Raw genomic sequence first — 16,193 nt, 5'->3', positions numbered from 1 at the left:
TTATAAAACAGGCAAATTTAATTAATTACCCTTTGCGATACCAAAAATTAAGTTGGGCTTTTTATTTATTTATACTCATTCTAAATTAACAACTTTCAATTATATAGGCTTTTAATTTGCATTACTCAGAATAGTTTGATTATTTTTACAACAAAACTGTGACACACATGAGTTTCAAGAACATTTTTTTAGCCTTTTTAACATTATTTACTCTTTCTGCTTCAGCTCAAAAAGAAGTTGAAAAAACACCACCTTTCAATATCAAAACTATTTGTTTTGTTAAAAATAGTGTAATCAGTGTACCTTTTTTTCAATTAGGCGAAGCATTTGAGTTTCAATTTGATGATTTATATGCGAATGAAGCTGATTATTATTACACTATTACACAATGCAACTATGATTGGACTCCAACTACTTTAGCCAAAAACGAATATTTACAAGGATTAGATAATCAGCGCATTATGACTTATCAAAATTCTTACAACACATTACAATCATATTCTCATTATGTTCAGGCTTTTCCAAATCGCTATAACCAAATTACCAAAACGGGAAATTACATCATCAAAATTTTTAACGATGAACAAGAATTAGTTTTTTCGCGAAAATTTGTCATTTATCAAGACAAAACAACAATAACCGGAGAAGTAAGACGCGCCAGAGATTTTGAAGGAATGAATACCAAACAAAATATCGAGATCGCTATCGATTATGGAGAGCAATATCTTCAAGATCCTATTCGAAATGTCAAGCTTTGTATTTTTCAAAATGCTAACTGGAATACTGCAATAACCAATATCAAGCCTCAATATACTTTAGGGACTCAATTGATTTACAAATACAACAAGGAGACTCAGTTTTGGGGCGGGAATGAATTTTACACCTTTGACACTTCGAATATCAGAATAATCAATAATAGTGTAGCACGTGTTACATCAGGAGACAACATTTACAACTCTTTCTTGTATACATCGCTTCCCCGCAGGAATAATGTTTATACTTATTTCCCCGATTTTGATGGCAACTTTTATGTAAAAAATGCTTCAGCAGTTGACAATAACGAAATAGAATCTGACTATTCCTGGGTTTATTTCTCTCTTGACACACCCGAATTATTTTCAAAAGAAGATATTTACATCAACGGAATGTTTAACAATTACGATTTAGGCGAAGAAAACAAAATGGCGTTTAACCCAAAAACAAATCGCTACGAAAAAGCATTATACCTAAAGCAAGGTTATGTAAATTACCAATATGTCATAGCTAATGCGTCCAAAAAAATTAATTTTGAAGATGCTATTGACGGAAACTTTTATTTAACTGAAAACACATACACTATTTTAGTTTACTACCGTAATAATACTGATCGCTATGATCGCGTTATAGGCATCGCTACCATTAATAGTGAAGACATTCGTAATTAAACATGAGCAGAAAAGACGCCAAGTACAGAAGCAGCAAATGCTTAAATTGTAATACTCCTTTAGATTTTAGCGAACGCTATTGCCATTATTGCGGACAATTAAATTCGACTAAAAAAATCACCATTTCAGATTTCATCGAAGAATTTTTTTCTAATTTCTACGCTTATGATTCTAAGTTGCGAAATTCGATACTTTCTATCTTTTCAAAGCCAGGCGTTTTATCCAAAAGATATAACGCAGGACAAAGAGCTACTTACGCTAATCCTTTTCGTTTGTTTTTAAGCGTTTCTATTTTACTGTTTTTAAGTTTTTCTATCACTGAAGACAAGGACAAAACCAAACCAAAAACTTCAGAATTAATTGAAGCTGAAACCAAAAATGACAGCATCACGGTAACCACTGACTTATTTGGCAAAAAGGAAACTCAAACCTATAAAAACTTGAGTATTGACTCTATTTACAAAGAAGAAATCTTACATAAAAACGCTAATAATCGTTTTAAGAAATTAAAATATACCTTAACTTCTTTTAGAAATTACCATATAGAACATCCCGATAAAGAAGTTAGTTTTATGCTAAAAGATTTAGGGTATGAAAACAGCAGAATGAATCGCTTTTTAGCCAGCAAAGCCAAAACCTTTAAAACAAACGATATAGAGGACGAAATTTTAGAATATTTTTACGAAAAACTTCCGTTTTTAATCTTCCTTTCTATCCCTTTCATTACAGTTATATTCTGGATGGTATTTTACAATAGAAACATCAATTATACTGAGCATCTGATTTTTGTATATACTTTCTATACTTTTATATTTATTTGTTTTATACTTTTCAATGTAATCGACATTTTTAGCTCAGCTTTTCAAAATTTTATTTCATTTGTTTGTTTCTTTTTAGTATTTCCATATTATTTATACCGGTCTTTAAGAAATTTTTATCAATTGAGCCGTTGGAAAACAATTTTTAAATTAGTACTTTTACATCCATTATTCATGATTGCATTCTTATTCGTAATATTTATTGCGTTTATTTTTGGAATATTAATAAAATAGATGGTAACCCAAATTACAAAAGGCATTAAAATCTCTGTATTGACTAGTTTTGAAGGTACTTATTTCAAAAACTACAGAATCCACTTTGCCTTTAGTTATCAAATTACCATAGAAAACCAAAGCAAAGATTCAGTTCAGTTAAACTCAAGACACTGGGAAATCTTAGACGCTTTAAACAACAAAGAATTAGTAGATGGCGAAGGCGTTGTGGGGAAAAAACCGGTTTTAAAACCAGGCGAAAAACACACCTATACTTCAGGTTGCCTTCTTTCCTCTCCTATTGGAGCCATGAAAGGTTATTTTAATATGATCAACTTTACAACGACTAAAAGCTTTAAAGTTTTCATTCCCACTTTTAAATTCAGTGCCCCTTTTGCCTTGAATTAAGTTTTTATTAACGCTTTGTCAATCACTTTTATTACTGAAGAATATTTATTTTTTAGTAAATTTGCGTACCAAAAATTTAATAATTCCTAAACAACAATATCATGTCAAAAGGATTTTTCAATGTTCCGAAGGCAGTAAACGAACCTGTAAAATCGTATGCCCCCGGAACCCCAGAAAGAGAGCAGGTTTTAGCTGCCTACAAAAAAATGTGGAATGAAACTGTAGATGTTCCATTATATATTGGCAAAGAAGAGATCAGAACCGGAAACACCAGAAATTTAACAGCTCCTCACGACCACCAACACGTTGTAGGGACATACCATTTAGCTGAAAAAGAGCATGTGGAAAAAGCTATTGCTACTGCTTTAGAAGCTCGTAAAAAATGGGCTAACACTTCTTGGGAATCCAGAGCTGCTATTTTCTTAAAAGCTGCTGAATTAGTTGCCGGACCGTACCGTGCCAGAATCAACGCAGCAACGATGATTGCTCAATCAAAAACTGTTCATCAAGCAGAAATTGACTCGGCTTGTGAATTAACAGATTTCTTGCGTTTTAATGTGGAATACATGACGCAAATCTATAAAGAACAACCTATTTCAGATTCTTCGGTTTGGAATCGTGTAGAACACCGCCCGCTAGAAGGTTTTGTTTATGCTATTACTCCTTTCAACTTTACCGCTATTGCTGCTAATTTACCGGCAAGTGCTGCTATGATGGGTAATGTGGTTGTTTGGAAACCAAGTGATAGTCAAATTTTCTCTGCAAAAGTAATCATTGATATTTTCAAAGAAGCCGGCGTTCCGGATGGCGTAATCAACGTAGTTTACGGAGATCCGGTAATGATTACCGATACCTTATTAGCTAGTCCTGATTTTGCAGGTATTCACTTCACAGGATCAACTCATGTATTTAAAGATTTATGGGCTAAAGTAGGTGCTAACATTCACAACTATAAAACGTATCCAAGAATTGTTGGCGAAACAGGCGGTAAAGATTTTATCGTAGCACACCCTTCTGCAAATGTAAAACAAGTAGTAACAGGAATTGTTCGTGGTGCTTTTGAATTCCAAGGACAAAAATGTAGTGCTGCTTCAAGAGTTTACATTCCGCAAAGTTTATGGTCAGCAGTGAAAGACCAATTAACAGCAGACGTTCAATCGATTAAAATGGGTTCACCAGAAGATTTATCGAACTTCTTTACAGCGGTAATTCACGAAGGTTCGTTCAATAAATTAGTTTCTTACATTGAACAAGCAAAACAAGATAGCGATGCTGAAGTTATTTTAGGCGGCGGTTATGACAACTCAAAAGGATGGTTTGTGGAACCAACCGTTATTTTGACTACAAATCCTAAATACAAAACTATGGAAACGGAACTTTTCGGACCTGTAGTAACTATTTATGTATACGAAGACGCAAAATGGGCTGAAACTTTAGAATTAGTTGACGCTACTTCAGAATACGCTTTAACAGGAGCTATTTTCAGTCAGGATCGTTATGCTATTGAAGAAGCAACTCTTGCTTTACAAAATGCTGCCGGAAACTTCTACATCAACGATAAACCAACAGGTGCAGTTGTAGGAAATCAACCTTTTGGTGGCGCCAGAGCATCAGGAACTAACGATAAAGCAGGTTCTATTCTGAACTTATTGCGTTGGGTTTCACCAAGAACCATCAAAGAAACGCTTATTGTTCCGGAAGATTACAGATATCCATTTTTAGGATAAGACAGATCATAAAAAAGTCCCGCAATTGCGGGACTTTCTATTTTTAGTTTTTCTTGTTATACTTCATAGGAAGATACACTACTTTTTTGGTTTCAAAGAATTCATCATCAAAAATTTCAGCCAAATCAAAAAGCTGTACATTTTGGTACACTGCTAATTCTTCTGACAAATCACCTCCTTTTAGATAGAGAATTCCGTTTTTCATTTCGTGAACCGAATCTTTAGCGATTTTTCCTTTTACCCATTTTACAAAATCAGGCATATTGGTCACCGCACGACTTACCACAAAATCAAATTCTTCTTTAACTAATTCGGCACGCTTTTGCTCTGCTTTTACATTTTTCAATCCAAGAGCATTCGCTACTTCGGTTACTACTTTTATTTTTTTAGCAATAACATCAATCAAATAAAAATCCACATTGGGATACAAAATTGCCAATGGAATTCCAGGAAAACCTCCACCGGTTCCAACGTCCATAATTTTAGCTCCATCTTTAAACGGAAGCACTTTGGCAATCCCTAAAGAATGAAGTACATGACGCGTATATAATTCGTCAATATCCTTGCGTGAAATTACGTTAATTTTAGCATTCCATTCGTTATACAAATCCTGTAACATTTTAAACTGTTCTATCTGTTTTTCAGACAAATCAGGAAAGTATTGCAAAATTTTATCCATCTTATAAATTTTCAACAAAAATACATCTTTTCGTTAAGAAATATTTTTTTTAAGCTGTATTTCGAAAAAGAATATTAGTACCTTTGAAACCATCAATGAATTAATGAATTATGCAAAATAAAACCCCTATTTTTTCGAAAACGAATAACGCAGCTTTTTTTAGAACGTTAAATAAAAGAGTTAATACTTATTTTAAAGAGAATAACCTAAAAAAAACAGGAAACTGGAAATTACATTTAAAAACAGTTATTATGTTCAGCTTGTTTTTAGCTCCTTACTTCTTTCTGATAGGAATGGAAATGCCTTTTTGGGTTTACTTACTTTTAAATATTGTAATAGGTATAGGAATGGCCGGCGTTGGAATGAATGTAATGCACGACGGCAACCACGGAGCGTATTCTACCAAAAGCTGGGTAAACAAAATTATGGGTAGCAGTATCTATATTTTGGCAGGAAACGTTTATAACTGGCAAGTTCAACACAATGTTCTCCACCACACGTATACTAATATTCACGGTCATGACGAAGATTTAGATGCCGGAAAAATCATTCGTTTTACGCAAAAGGCGAAATGGCATAGATTCCATAAATTCCAACACTACTACTCTATTTTCTTATATGGATTACTGACTTTCAATTGGGCAATTACTACTGATTTCCTTCAAATGAAACGTTATTTAAAACGTCAATTGTCTTATGGGAATTTCAAAAAACCGGCTTTTCAATGGACTACATTAATCATTACTAAAGTAATTTATTTCTCAATTTGGTTAGTTACTCCTATGGTTTTAGGGATTACTTGGTGGAAAGTTTTAATCGGTTTTGTGTTAATGCACTATACTGCCGGACTTATTTTAAGCGTGGTTTTCCAATTGGCTCACGTTGTTGAAGACACTACAAATCCGGAACCAAACGAAGAAGGAGAAATGGAACACACTTGGGCAGCACATCAATTGTTCACTACTGCTAATTTTGCACCAAAAAACTGGTTGGTAAATTACTTTACCGGTGGATTGAACCATCAAATTGAACATCACATTTTCCCGAATATCAGTCATATTCACTACAAAAAAATATCTGAAATTGTAAAAGAAACAGCGCACGAGTTTGATTTACCGTATTACGAATTCAAAACTACTCGTCAGGCTATTTATTCTCACTTCAAACATTTAAAAGAATTGGGAAGAAAACCACAATTTGCATCATAAAATAACACAACAATAATCCATTATGAATCACGTATTATCTGATCGTATCAACAATTTGGCTGTATCGCAGACTTTAGCTATGGCAGCTTTAGCTCGCGAATTAAAAGCTCAAGGGAAAGACATCATCAGTTTAAGTTTGGGAGAACCTGATTTTAACACTCCCGATTTTATTAAAGAAGCGGCAAAAAAAGCAATTGACGACAACTGGAGTGCTTATCCTCCGGTGGATGGTTATGTAGATTTAAAAGAAGCTATTTGCCATAAATTCAAACGCGATAATAACTTAACGTATACCCCTTCTCAAATTGTAGTTTCAACGGGTGCAAAACAATCTTTATACAACATTGCTCAGGTAATGCTAAACGATGGCGACGAAGTAATTTTACCGGCACCTTATTGGGTTAGTTATTTTGAAATTGTTAAACTTTCCGGAGGAATTCCGGTTGAAGTTCCTACTTCAGTTGAAAGCAATTTCAAAATGACGGCTGCGCAATTAGAAGCGGCCATCACGCCAAAAACGAAAATGATGTGGTTCAGTTCGCCTTGTAATCCATCAGGTTCAATTTACAGCAAAGCAGAATTAGAAGCTTTAGTTGACGTATTGAAAAAACATCCGCAGATTTATGTTGTTTCTGACGAAATTTACGAGCACATTAACTATACCGATTCGTATTGCAGTATTGGTTCGCTTCCAGGAATGGAAGACAGAACAATTACCGTAAATGGTGTAGCTAAAGCTTTCGCTATGACCGGATGGAGAATTGGTTACATTGGCGCTCCGGAATTCATTGCTAAAGCGTGTACCAAAATTCAAGGACAAGTAACTAGTGGTGCTAATTCTATTGCGCAAAGAGCAACTTTAGCGGCGGTTTCTGCAGAACCTTCTGCCATTCAATATATGGTGGACTCTTTCACAAAACGTAAGGACATTGTTTACGACTTACTTTCTGAAATTCCAGGTTTTAAAGTGAATCAACCGGAAGGTGCGTTCTATTTCTTCCCTGATGTTTCTGAATATTTCGGAAAAACTATCAAAGGAAAAGAAATCAACAACGCTAATGATTTTGCTATGTTTTTATTAGCAGAAGCTAATGTGGCAACTGTAACCGGAGATGCTTTTGGAAATCCAAATTGTATCCGTTTATCGTATGCTACTAGCGAAGAATTATTACGCGAAGCAATTAAAAGAATTAAAGAAGCTTTGGTTTAAAACATAATTTTTTCAAATAAATGCCCTAAGTAAACTTGGGGCTTTTTTTTATAAACATCAACACAACAACCATGCGTAAAAAAATAGTTTTATTAGGTTCGGGTGAGCTCGGAAAAGAATTTGTGATTGCAGCGCAACGATTAGGACAATATGTAATTGCAGTTGACAGTTATGCTAATGCTCCGGCCATGCAAGTAGCTCACGAATTTGAAGTTATCAACATGTTAGATGGCGCTGAGCTAGACCGGATTATCGCTAAACACCAACCCGATTTTATTGTTCCGGAAATTGAAGCCATCAGAACCGAACGTTTTTATGATTACGAAAAACAAGGAATCACTGTAGTTCCATCAGCTAAAGCGGCTAATTTTACCATGAACCGTAAAGCTATTCGCGATTTAGCGGCTAAAGATTTAGGACTTCGTACAGCTAATTACCGTTATGCAACATCTCAAGAAGAATTGGAAAAAGCAGTTGCTGAAGTTGGAATTCCTTGTGTGGTAAAACCATTAATGAGTTCGTCAGGAAAAGGACAATCAACTATTAAAGCTGAGGCTGATATCGAAAAAGCGTGGAAATATGCGGTAGAAGGTTCTCGTGGTGATTTAGTGGAAGTAATCGTGGAAGCATTCGTTAATTTTAACTCTGAAATTACTTTATTAACGGTAACCCAAAACAATAATTTACCAACCTTGTTTTGTGCACCAATTGGTCACCGACAAGAACGTGGTGATTACCAAGAAAGTTGGCAGCCGGCTAACGTTTCAGACGCAGCTATCGCCGAAGCACAAGACATGGCTAAAAAAGTAACGGAAGCCCTTGGCGGAGCCGGAATTTTTGGTGTGGAATTTTTCTTAGCCGATGAAGGTGTTTATTTCTCAGAATTATCGCCTCGTCCGCATGATACCGGAATGGTAACTTTAGCCGGAACACAAAATTTTAGCGAATTCGAATTGCATTTACGTACTATTTTAAGCTTTCCCATTGCTGAAATTACGTTAGAAAAAGCGGGAGCAAGTGCTGTAATTTTAGCTTCTGATTTTTCTGAAAATCCTCAATTTGAAGGCTTAGAAAAAATAGCTGCTTTACCTAAAACTGATTTTAGACTTTTTGGCAAACCAACTTCTCGTCCATACAGAAGAATGGGAGTTGCTCTAACTTACGATACATTAGGAACTCCAATGGAAGAAATTGTAGAAAAAGCAAAAACCGCAGCAGCATTAGTTACTGTTAAAGCGTAACCATAAATAAGCTGTTTACTTTTTAAAAAGTAAGCAGCTTTTCTTTTACTTAATTCTTATCTTAGCCATATAAAAAATACAGATGAGTTTAATTTTAGATAATATTGGCAAACACATTACTCTTACCGAAGAAGAAAAGGCTTTATTTTTATCTAAAACCAAAATCATAAAGGCGAAAGCCAAAACCATGCTTTTAAACGCTGGTGAAATTAGTCAATATACTTACTTTGTTAACGAAGGCATTCTAAGAAGCTTTACCATCAATGACAATATTGTAGAACACATTTTGAGTTTTGCTTGTGCTGATTGGTGGATGGGTGATATGTATAGTTTAATCTCTAAAAAACCGGGACATCTTTTCATTGAAGTTATTGAAGACTCCGAATTGGTTTTACTTTCTCGTGAAGATCAAGAAGAATTATTTCATAAAATACCAAAACTGGAACGCTTTTTCAGAATTTTAATCGAAAATTCATTGGTAGCCCACCAAGAGCGATTAATGGACAATTTAAGCTTAACAGCTGAAGAACGCTACGAAAAATTCCAACAAAAATATCCGAGTTTAATAGCTAGTATTCCTCAAAAATATATTGCAGCCTACATAGGCGTTACCCCTGAATTTTTCAGCAAAATGAAAGCTAAGTTACTCAGAAACAGCTCTAATTAACATTTTTTAACAACTCACATTCTCCCTATTCCTTTTTTCTTAACCTAGGTTAAGTGTTTCTGTTTGAACCTCATCGTAAATTTGTACTATAAAAATTTAGGATATGAAAAGAGCCGATTTTATACGAAAAGGATTTTTAGCTTCCGGACTACTTTTAAGCAATGCTTTTAGAAGTCAAGACAATGAAAAATCCATTGAAAAAGAAAATCAAGTAGGTTTTAATCATATTCCTAACACCAATTCAAATGTTATGAAAAATGCAATCTTACATAAAGCAGACAGCCGAGGTGTTGCCGATCATGGTTGGTTAAAAAGTTTCCACACTTTTAGCTTCGCTAACTATTACAATCCTGAAAGAGTAAACTTTGGAGTATTGCGTGTTTTAAATGATGACACAGTTTCATCAGGAATGGGTTTCGGAACGCATCCTCATGAAAACATGGAAATTATATCTATTCCGCTTGAAGGAGATTTGGAACACAAAGACAGTATGGGAAACACTACTGTTATTAAACATGGTGACATACAAGTGATGAGTGCCGGAACAGGTGTGATGCATAGCGAATACAACAAAAACAAAGATTCGCAAGTGAAGTTTCTTCAAATTTGGGTTTTCCCAAACCAAAGAAATGTAACACCTCGTTATGACCAAATTACGCTAAACGTAGAAGACAGACATAATAAATTCCAACAAATTTTATCGCCCAATGCTGACGATGCAGGAGTTTGGATTCATCAAAACGCTTGGTTTAACATGGGGAATTTCGACAAAGGTTTTACAACGGACTATAAAGTTCACGATGCTAAAAACGGATTATATGTTTTTGTTCTAAAAGGTAATGTAAGCGTGGGTGATCAAAATCTTGAAACCAGAGACGGTTACGGAATTTGGGGCTTTGAAACCGTTAAAATTACCGCGACTTCTGATGCTGAACTTTTATTGATGGAAGTTCCTATGTACTAAACACAATTTTTAAATAATAAATACTTAATCACAAAAAAAATTATATTATGGCTAAGACAACTTGGACAATCGACCCAACCCACTCAAAAGTAGGTTTTAAAGTAAAACACATGATGTTTACTAATGTTTCTGGTAGTTTCAACACTTATGGTGCTACTATTGAAACAGAAGATGATGATTTCACAAAATCTTCAGTAGTTTTTACAGCAGATACTAATTCTGTAGATACTGCAAATGCTGATCGTGATAATCATTTAAAAAGTACTGACTTTTTTGATGCAGAACAGTTTCCAAAATTAACTTTCAAAGTAACCTCTTTTGCCCCTAAAGGAGACGATTATGAAGTAACAGGTGATTTAACAATTAAAGATGTTACTAAAAGCGTTTCTTTCCCAGCAGAATTTAGCGGATTAATGAAAGATCCTTGGGGAAATACTAAAGCCGGATTAAATATTTATGGCAAAATTAACCGTAAAGAATTTGGTTTAAACTGGAATGCTGCTTTAGAAACAGGAGGAGTACTAGTTGGAGAAGACGTTAAACTTGAAGTTGAATTACAACTTTTAAAACAATAAATTATTATTTTTCATAATAATTAGTTTTTGATTACTTAGTAAAAAACACCGTGTTGCACCACATGGTGTTTTTTCATTTTAAAAATCAAAAGGTCTTATTTAGCCGTGGGTGAAGTGGTACCTTGTATAGCGAAACACATGACAAGTTGTGTTTTGAAAAGCAAAATGAATGCTTCTCATGAAAAAAATGTATTTTTGCCTTCTAAATTTTTGAAAATATTATGAAAGCATACGTATTTCCAGGACAAGGAGCACAATTTACCGGAATGGGTAAAGATCTATATGAAAACTCTGCGGAAGCCAAAGAATTATTTGAGAAAGCAAACGAAATTCTAGGTTTTAGAATTACCGATATTATGTTTGAAGGTTCTGCCGAAGAATTGAAGGAAACGAAAGTAACACAACCCGCTGTTTTTTTACACTCGGTTATTTTATTTAAAACCTTAAACGCTAATCCGGATATGGTTGCTGGTCATTCTTTAGGTGAATTTTCTGCTTTGGTAGCCAATGGAGCTTTATCTTTCGAAGACGGATTAAAATTGGTTTCACAAAGAGCAATGGCTATGCAAAAAGCTTGCGAAATAACACCTTCTACTATGGCGGCTGTTTTAAACTTAGATGATAAAATTGTTGAAGATATTTGTGCTTCAATAGATGGTGTTGTTGTAGCTGCGAATTACAACTGTCCGGGTCAATTAGTAATTTCCGGCGAATACAAAGCAGTTGAAGCAGCTTGCGAAAAAATGAAAGAAGCAGGTGCAAAACGTGCCTTAATTTTACCTGTCGGTGGTGCTTTCCACTCGCCTATGATGGAACCTGCTCGTGAAGAATTAGCTGCAGCAATTGAAGCGACTACTTTTTCAACACCAAGTTGTCCGGTATATCAAAACGTAACAGCAAGTGCAGTTAGCGATCCTGCTGAAATTAAGAACAACTTAATTGCGCAATTAACAGGAGCAGTTAGATGGACACAATCGGTTAATCAAATGATTGCTGACGGAGCAACTAGTTTTACGGAAGTTGGTCCTGGTAAAGTATTAGTTGGTTTAGTCAACAAAATCAATAAAGAAGTAGAAACAATATCTGCATAAAACATCAAAAAACTCCGAAATACCATCGGAGTTTTTTTATCTCTTATCTTCCAAATAAGCGTTACTTTTCTCAAAGCTCATTATCAAAATATGAGATTGCTAATCAAGAAAACTGCTTTCTTGGTACATTACAAATTTTTATTAGATTTGATAAATCATATTGACATGATATTTTTTTATGAAATACATATTTTAAACACATTTTCACAAACAATTAAATATCAGTAAAGGAGAAAATACATTCTAAATTAGATTTTTATATTTGGTATCACTCGGTGTGTGGTATTTCACTAAAGCTTTATGACAGAGGACTATTGGATGCAACTAAAAGAAAATTATAACTACAAATATGAATAGCAAACTTATCATTGAAACTAATAAAGAAGTCACTATTAAAAGAATAAAGCAATGGTATACTTATTATGGTTTATTGGAAGGGTTACCCACTGATAAGATGAATGAAAGAATTATCAACAGAACTAAAAAAGAAGCAAAAGAGTTTTCTGGGTTGGATGAAATTTATTTGATTGAACCTAAACAGACTCTAATTGATTATGATGGAAAATACCCATTTGGAAACCCCGTTTCTTTACCTGGAATAACTTGTATAGCAGAATTATGGCACAATGATGTTTTTAGAAATACAGACAAAATGTTTTCCAGTCTTTGTCTTATTTGGTTTCAAGAAGATTATGCTTTTCCAATTGAAAAAGACATATTGGATAAAATAAAAGAAATTCCTTTTAGTAAAATATGTGGTGAATTTGACTATTAGAGGATTAAATAACTGCATCAACAAAGGTTTTAAGAAATGGCTTTAACCTATTTATAATTGGAGGAGTTCTTAAAAGTACTTCAGTGCTTTTTTATCAATTTTCTAAAAACCTTTTCGGTATATTTGTGATGAACAGTAGTGATTTTAGTCACTTCTTAAAGCTTTAAACCGTTGTAAGAACTTCATGACAACACTTCGTACATTAGAGAAAATCAATATAGAAGAAATCAAAGATATTTTTAATACCGCATTTGCTGATTATTTTGTTTCTGTTAGTATGACTACAGATCAAATGAAATTAAAATTCTATTCAGAAAATATTGCTTTAAATTATTCCGTAGGAGCTTTTTACAACAATCGATTAATCGGATTTATTCTTCATTTTTACAGAAATGAAAACGGAAAAAGACAAATATATAATGGAGGTACAGGCGTTATAGAAGAGTTTAGAGGAAAAGGACTTACTCAAAAAATGTACAATTTCATACTTCCAAAACTTAAGCTTGAAAACATCTCTATTATACGATTGGAAGTGTTGAGTCAAAATATACAAGCCATCAAATCGTATCAAAAGGTTGGATTTGAAAAATCAAAAATGCTTCAATGCTTCAACGGAAATCCAATAATAGACAACCCGAATAATACAATTGAGATAAAAAAATTACTCGCTTATGAGTGGAAAAAATTAACTTCCTTTTGGAGTATTGAACCGACTTGGCAAAATTCGATTGCTACGATTGAAAATCTAAAAGATCATTTAAAATCATTTAGTGCTTTTTCAGAAAATAATCTTGTTGGATATATTATTTTCAACATTAACTCCAATAGAATTATGCAAATTGCAGTTGACAAAAAGCATAGAAACAAAGGAATCGGAAAATCTTTAGTTCAAAAAATTGTAGAAATAGCCAATCATCCTATTTCGATAATAAATATTGACAACTCACACATTGAGACTATACATTTTTTTGAAAAAATCAGTCTGATAAATCATGCAAATCAGATCGAATTACAAATCAACTATCATCATTCTCAAAAATAGAATCATATAATAAATGGAAAAAGTTACTTTATCAGATAAATTTTCGCTCTTTTCTGAATATTGGTCACCAAAAATAGTTGGTGAACTTAACGGTCAAAATGTAAAATTAGTCAAGCTTAAAGGCGAATTTGTATGGCATAAGCACGACAATGAAGATGAAATGTTTTTCGTCGTTTCTGGAACATTAAAAATAGAATTTAGAGACAAAACCGCAATACTCAACAAGGACGAATTCCTAATAATTCCCAAAGGTGTCGAACATAAACCTATTGCAGAAAATGAAGTTTTGGTAATGCTTTTTGAGCCAGTTACAACAATAAACACAGGCGATACTGAAAGTGAATTAACAAAGCAGAAATTAGATTGGATATAACAAGCTACAACATTATATGGCTATGCTTGACATTTTGTTTCAAATTTTGTTTCACCAGTTCACTTTAATCGTATCTCCTAAACTACAAAAGTTTGCGTTATATTTGGCTTAGCTAGTAACAGAATAACACAACATCAGCTAACCAAGAACCGTTGTATATCATTCTCCTGAAAAATAATAGAAATAAATTTATGAAAGGACCAAATAAAGACATTAAATTTCCAATTGATAAGTATGACAGACTTTGCTTTTTAAAGAATATTATTAAAAATCCTAACATTATTGTTGGCGACTATACTTATTATGATGACTTTGAAAATGTAGAGAACTTTGAAAAAAATGTGAAATACCATTTTGCATTTGTAGGCGACAAATTAATAATCGGAAAGTTTTGTATGATTGCCTCTGATGTAAAATTTATAATGAATGGTGCAAATCATCTGACAAATTCTCTAACAGCTTATCCTTTTGCGATTTTTGGAAATGGCTGGGAAAATGCGATGGAGGGAAAATCTTATCCGCAAAAAGGCGATATAAATATCGGAAACGATGTTTGGATTGGTCACAATGCGACAATAATGGCAGGAGTAAATATTGGAGACGGAGCAATTATCGCTACTAATTCGACAGTAACAAAAGATGTAGAACCCTACACTATTGTTGGTGGAAATCCGGCGAAAGAAATCAGAAAAAGATTTTCTGAAGATGTGATTTCAAAGCTATTGGAACTCAAATGGTGGAATTGGGATATTGAAAAAATCACAAATAACATCCAGAACTTAACAGATAATAAAATTGAAAAATTGATTGAATAAATGCATTACATCAATTACAAGTAATGGTTCTGTTCAGGCAAGTTCTCTAAATTTTGCTTTATCAGTTCACTTCATTATTCGTGTCTCCGAGATCCAAAAGTTTGCGTTATATTTGTTGTAACCTGATCTTGTTTTTACTCTACTACTTTATAGGCGAGAATCCTTTAAACTAAAAAAAACGAAATGATATTAAACAAAATTGAAATAAAAACTACCAATTTAAACGAAATAAGCGACTTCTATCAAAATGCTTTAGAATTACCAGTTGAGAGAATTGATAAAAATTCAATTCTAGTAACAATCGGACAATCTACTTTAAAGATAATCGAAGACTCCGAAAAGTCTGAACCAATTTACCACTTAGCCTTCAATATTCCCGAAAATAAACTACAAGAAGCGACACATTGGTCAACGAACAGAATTGAGCTAATAAAAAAAGAAGATGAGGTACTAATTTCAGATTTTGAGACTTGGAATGCAAACTCTGTCTATTTTTTTGACACAGATGGAAATTTATTAGAATTTATAGCGCGACACGACTTAAACAACACAGAAACAAGTGAATTTAGTAGCAAGCAAATTTTGAATATCAGTGAAATAGGAATAGTACAAACCAGGCCTGACTTATATGGGGAGGAGTTAATCGAAAAATTTAATCTTCATCTTTTTGAAAAGAATCAAAATAGTGATTTATTTACAGCTATTGGTGATGATAATGGTTTATTAATTATTGTAAAGAAAAATCGAAATTGGTTTCCTACCGAAACCCCTGCAAAAAGCAACTGGACAAATATCACACTAACTGAATCAGGAACAGAAACAACTATTAAGATAAGGAAATAAAAGCCTGCAGATAACACAACGAGGTATGCCATAATGTAAACTAAGGAAATATTTAAAAAACAGTATTTTTATGTCGCTCGTAATTTTTAATCTAACCCATCATAAGGCTCGATTAGGTTC

Annotated in this window: 17 protein-coding genes; 16 read left to right on the top strand and 1 reads right to left on the bottom strand. The window is 33.5% G+C overall.

All coding sequences use genetic code 11. The annotated features are described in order from the left end of the window. Positions 1-167 precede the first annotated feature (167 nt). The 4 genes from ACUSJC_RS09965 (at position 168) to pruA (ending at position 4,590) form a co-directional block, all read left to right on the top strand. A complete protein-coding gene (locus tag ACUSJC_RS09965; RefSeq protein WP_449269426.1) occupies positions 168-1,424 on the top strand; it encodes a type IX secretion system plug protein in 1,257 nt (418 codons plus the stop codon). A 2-nt stretch (positions 1,425-1,426) separates the two neighbouring features. Next, positions 1,427-2,476 carry a DUF3667 domain-containing protein gene (locus tag ACUSJC_RS09960; protein ID WP_449269425.1) on the top strand — a complete coding sequence of 350 codons (1,050 nt, stop codon included), beginning with the start codon at positions 1,427-1,429 and terminating at the stop codon, positions 2,474-2,476. Then, the gene (apaG, locus tag ACUSJC_RS09955; protein WP_449269424.1) at positions 2,477-2,863 is read left to right on the top strand and encodes a Co2+/Mg2+ efflux protein ApaG; all 387 of its coding nucleotides are present in this window, start codon (positions 2,477-2,479) and stop codon (positions 2,861-2,863) included. It abuts the gene before it with no gap. Between the two features lie 101 nt (positions 2,864-2,964). Continuing rightward, the gene (pruA, locus tag ACUSJC_RS09950) at positions 2,965-4,590 is read left to right on the top strand and encodes an L-glutamate gamma-semialdehyde dehydrogenase (RefSeq protein WP_449269423.1); all 1,626 of its coding nucleotides are present in this window, start codon (positions 2,965-2,967) and stop codon (positions 4,588-4,590) included. Between the two features lie 43 nt (positions 4,591-4,633). Here the strand turns inward: pruA and rsmG are convergent, their stop codons facing one another. After that, on the bottom strand, positions 4,634-5,269 hold the full coding sequence (gene rsmG / locus ACUSJC_RS09945) for a 16S rRNA (guanine(527)-N(7))-methyltransferase RsmG (RefSeq protein WP_449269422.1): 636 nt from the start codon (positions 5,267-5,269) through the stop codon (positions 4,634-4,636). 110 nt (positions 5,270-5,379) lie between these two features. Here rsmG and ACUSJC_RS09940 point away from each other — a divergent pair, with 110 nt between their 5' ends. The 12 genes from ACUSJC_RS09940 (at position 5,380) to ACUSJC_RS09885 (ending at position 16,073) form a co-directional block, all read left to right on the top strand. Next, positions 5,380-6,477, top strand: a complete 1,098-nt coding sequence (locus ACUSJC_RS09940; protein WP_449269421.1) for a fatty acid desaturase family protein — start codon at positions 5,380-5,382, stop codon at positions 6,475-6,477. 22 nt (positions 6,478-6,499) lie between these two features. Further along, on the top strand, positions 6,500-7,687 hold the full coding sequence (locus ACUSJC_RS09935) for a pyridoxal phosphate-dependent aminotransferase (protein ID WP_449269420.1): 1,188 nt from the start codon (positions 6,500-6,502) through the stop codon (positions 7,685-7,687). Positions 7,688-7,758: 71 nt separating this feature from the next. Then, positions 7,759-8,928, top strand: a complete 1,170-nt coding sequence (gene purT, locus ACUSJC_RS09930) for a formate-dependent phosphoribosylglycinamide formyltransferase (protein WP_449269419.1) — start codon at positions 7,759-7,761, stop codon at positions 8,926-8,928. Positions 8,929-9,010: 82 nt separating this feature from the next. After that, positions 9,011-9,595, top strand: coding sequence for a Crp/Fnr family transcriptional regulator (locus ACUSJC_RS09925; protein ID WP_449269418.1), 585 nt, complete (start codon positions 9,011-9,013; stop codon positions 9,593-9,595). A gap of 250 nt (positions 9,596-9,845) precedes the next feature. Continuing rightward, positions 9,846-10,559 carry a pirin family protein gene (locus ACUSJC_RS09920; RefSeq protein WP_449269472.1) on the top strand — a complete coding sequence of 238 codons (714 nt, stop codon included), beginning with the start codon at positions 9,846-9,848 and terminating at the stop codon, positions 10,557-10,559. 47 nt (positions 10,560-10,606) lie between these two features. Further along, complete coding sequence (locus ACUSJC_RS09915) at positions 10,607-11,134, top strand: YceI family protein (RefSeq protein WP_449269417.1); 528 nt, start codon at positions 10,607-10,609, stop codon at positions 11,132-11,134. Positions 11,135-11,355: 221 nt separating this feature from the next. Next, positions 11,356-12,225, top strand: coding sequence for an ACP S-malonyltransferase (fabD, locus tag ACUSJC_RS09910; protein WP_449269416.1), 870 nt, complete (start codon positions 11,356-11,358; stop codon positions 12,223-12,225). Positions 12,226-12,574: 349 nt separating this feature from the next. After that, positions 12,575-13,000: a hypothetical protein gene (locus ACUSJC_RS09905; RefSeq protein WP_449269415.1), complete on the top strand. Its 426-nt coding sequence runs from the start codon at positions 12,575-12,577 to the stop codon at positions 12,998-13,000. A gap of 184 nt (positions 13,001-13,184) precedes the next feature. Continuing rightward, on the top strand, positions 13,185-14,042 hold the full coding sequence (locus ACUSJC_RS09900) for a GNAT family N-acetyltransferase (protein ID WP_449269414.1): 858 nt from the start codon (positions 13,185-13,187) through the stop codon (positions 14,040-14,042). 13 nt (positions 14,043-14,055) lie between these two features. Further along, entirely contained in the window at positions 14,056-14,415 is a 360-nt protein-coding gene (locus tag ACUSJC_RS09895; protein WP_449269413.1) for a cupin domain-containing protein, read from the top strand. A gap of 191 nt (positions 14,416-14,606) precedes the next feature. Beyond that, positions 14,607-15,230 (top strand): CatB-related O-acetyltransferase, encoded by a 624-nt coding sequence (locus ACUSJC_RS09890; protein WP_449269412.1) that lies wholly within the window; start codon positions 14,607-14,609, stop codon positions 15,228-15,230. Between the two features lie 183 nt (positions 15,231-15,413). Continuing rightward, positions 15,414-16,073 (top strand): VOC family protein, encoded by a 660-nt coding sequence (locus tag ACUSJC_RS09885; RefSeq protein ID WP_449269411.1) that lies wholly within the window; start codon positions 15,414-15,416, stop codon positions 16,071-16,073. Positions 16,074-16,193 lie beyond the last annotated feature (120 nt).

The sequence above is a fragment of the Flavobacterium sp. U410 genome (assembly GCF_053570605.1).
This window is presented reverse-complemented; position numbering and strand designations above follow the sequence as displayed.

What these genes read in the sequence shown, in the direction of transcription:
- ACUSJC_RS09925 (WP_449269418.1), top strand. Translation starts at nt 9,011, where the DNA reads ATGAGTTTAATTTTAGATAATATTGGCAAACACATTACTCTTACCGAA.
- ACUSJC_RS09895 (WP_449269413.1), top strand. Translation starts at nt 14,056, where the DNA reads ATGGAAAAAGTTACTTTATCAGATAAATTTTCGCTCTTTTCTGAATAT.
- apaG (WP_449269424.1), top strand. Translation starts at nt 2,477, where the DNA reads ATGGTAACCCAAATTACAAAAGGCATTAAAATCTCTGTATTGACTAGT.
- ACUSJC_RS09940 (WP_449269421.1), top strand. Translation starts at nt 5,380, where the DNA reads ATGCAAAATAAAACCCCTATTTTTTCGAAAACGAATAACGCAGCTTTT.
- ACUSJC_RS09965 (WP_449269426.1), top strand. Translation starts at nt 168, where the DNA reads ATGAGTTTCAAGAACATTTTTTTAGCCTTTTTAACATTATTTACTCTT.
- ACUSJC_RS09885 (WP_449269411.1), top strand. Translation starts at nt 15,414, where the DNA reads ATGATATTAAACAAAATTGAAATAAAAACTACCAATTTAAACGAAATA.
- ACUSJC_RS09890 (WP_449269412.1), top strand. Translation starts at nt 14,607, where the DNA reads ATGAAAGGACCAAATAAAGACATTAAATTTCCAATTGATAAGTATGAC.
- ACUSJC_RS09905 (WP_449269415.1), top strand. Translation starts at nt 12,575, where the DNA reads ATGAATAGCAAACTTATCATTGAAACTAATAAAGAAGTCACTATTAAA.
- ACUSJC_RS09915 (WP_449269417.1), top strand. Translation starts at nt 10,607, where the DNA reads ATGGCTAAGACAACTTGGACAATCGACCCAACCCACTCAAAAGTAGGT.
- ACUSJC_RS09900 (WP_449269414.1), top strand. Translation starts at nt 13,185, where the DNA reads ATGACAACACTTCGTACATTAGAGAAAATCAATATAGAAGAAATCAAA.
- purT (WP_449269419.1), top strand. Translation starts at nt 7,759, where the DNA reads ATGCGTAAAAAAATAGTTTTATTAGGTTCGGGTGAGCTCGGAAAAGAA.
- ACUSJC_RS09960 (WP_449269425.1), top strand. Translation starts at nt 1,427, where the DNA reads ATGAGCAGAAAAGACGCCAAGTACAGAAGCAGCAAATGCTTAAATTGT.
- ACUSJC_RS09920 (WP_449269472.1), top strand. Translation starts at nt 9,846, where the DNA reads ATGAAAAATGCAATCTTACATAAAGCAGACAGCCGAGGTGTTGCCGAT.
- pruA (WP_449269423.1), top strand. Translation starts at nt 2,965, where the DNA reads ATGTCAAAAGGATTTTTCAATGTTCCGAAGGCAGTAAACGAACCTGTA.
- fabD (WP_449269416.1), top strand. Translation starts at nt 11,356, where the DNA reads ATGAAAGCATACGTATTTCCAGGACAAGGAGCACAATTTACCGGAATG.
- rsmG (WP_449269422.1), bottom strand. Translation starts at nt 5,269, where the DNA reads ATGGATAAAATTTTGCAATACTTTCCTGATTTGTCTGAAAAACAGATA.
- ACUSJC_RS09935 (WP_449269420.1), top strand. Translation starts at nt 6,500, where the DNA reads ATGAATCACGTATTATCTGATCGTATCAACAATTTGGCTGTATCGCAG.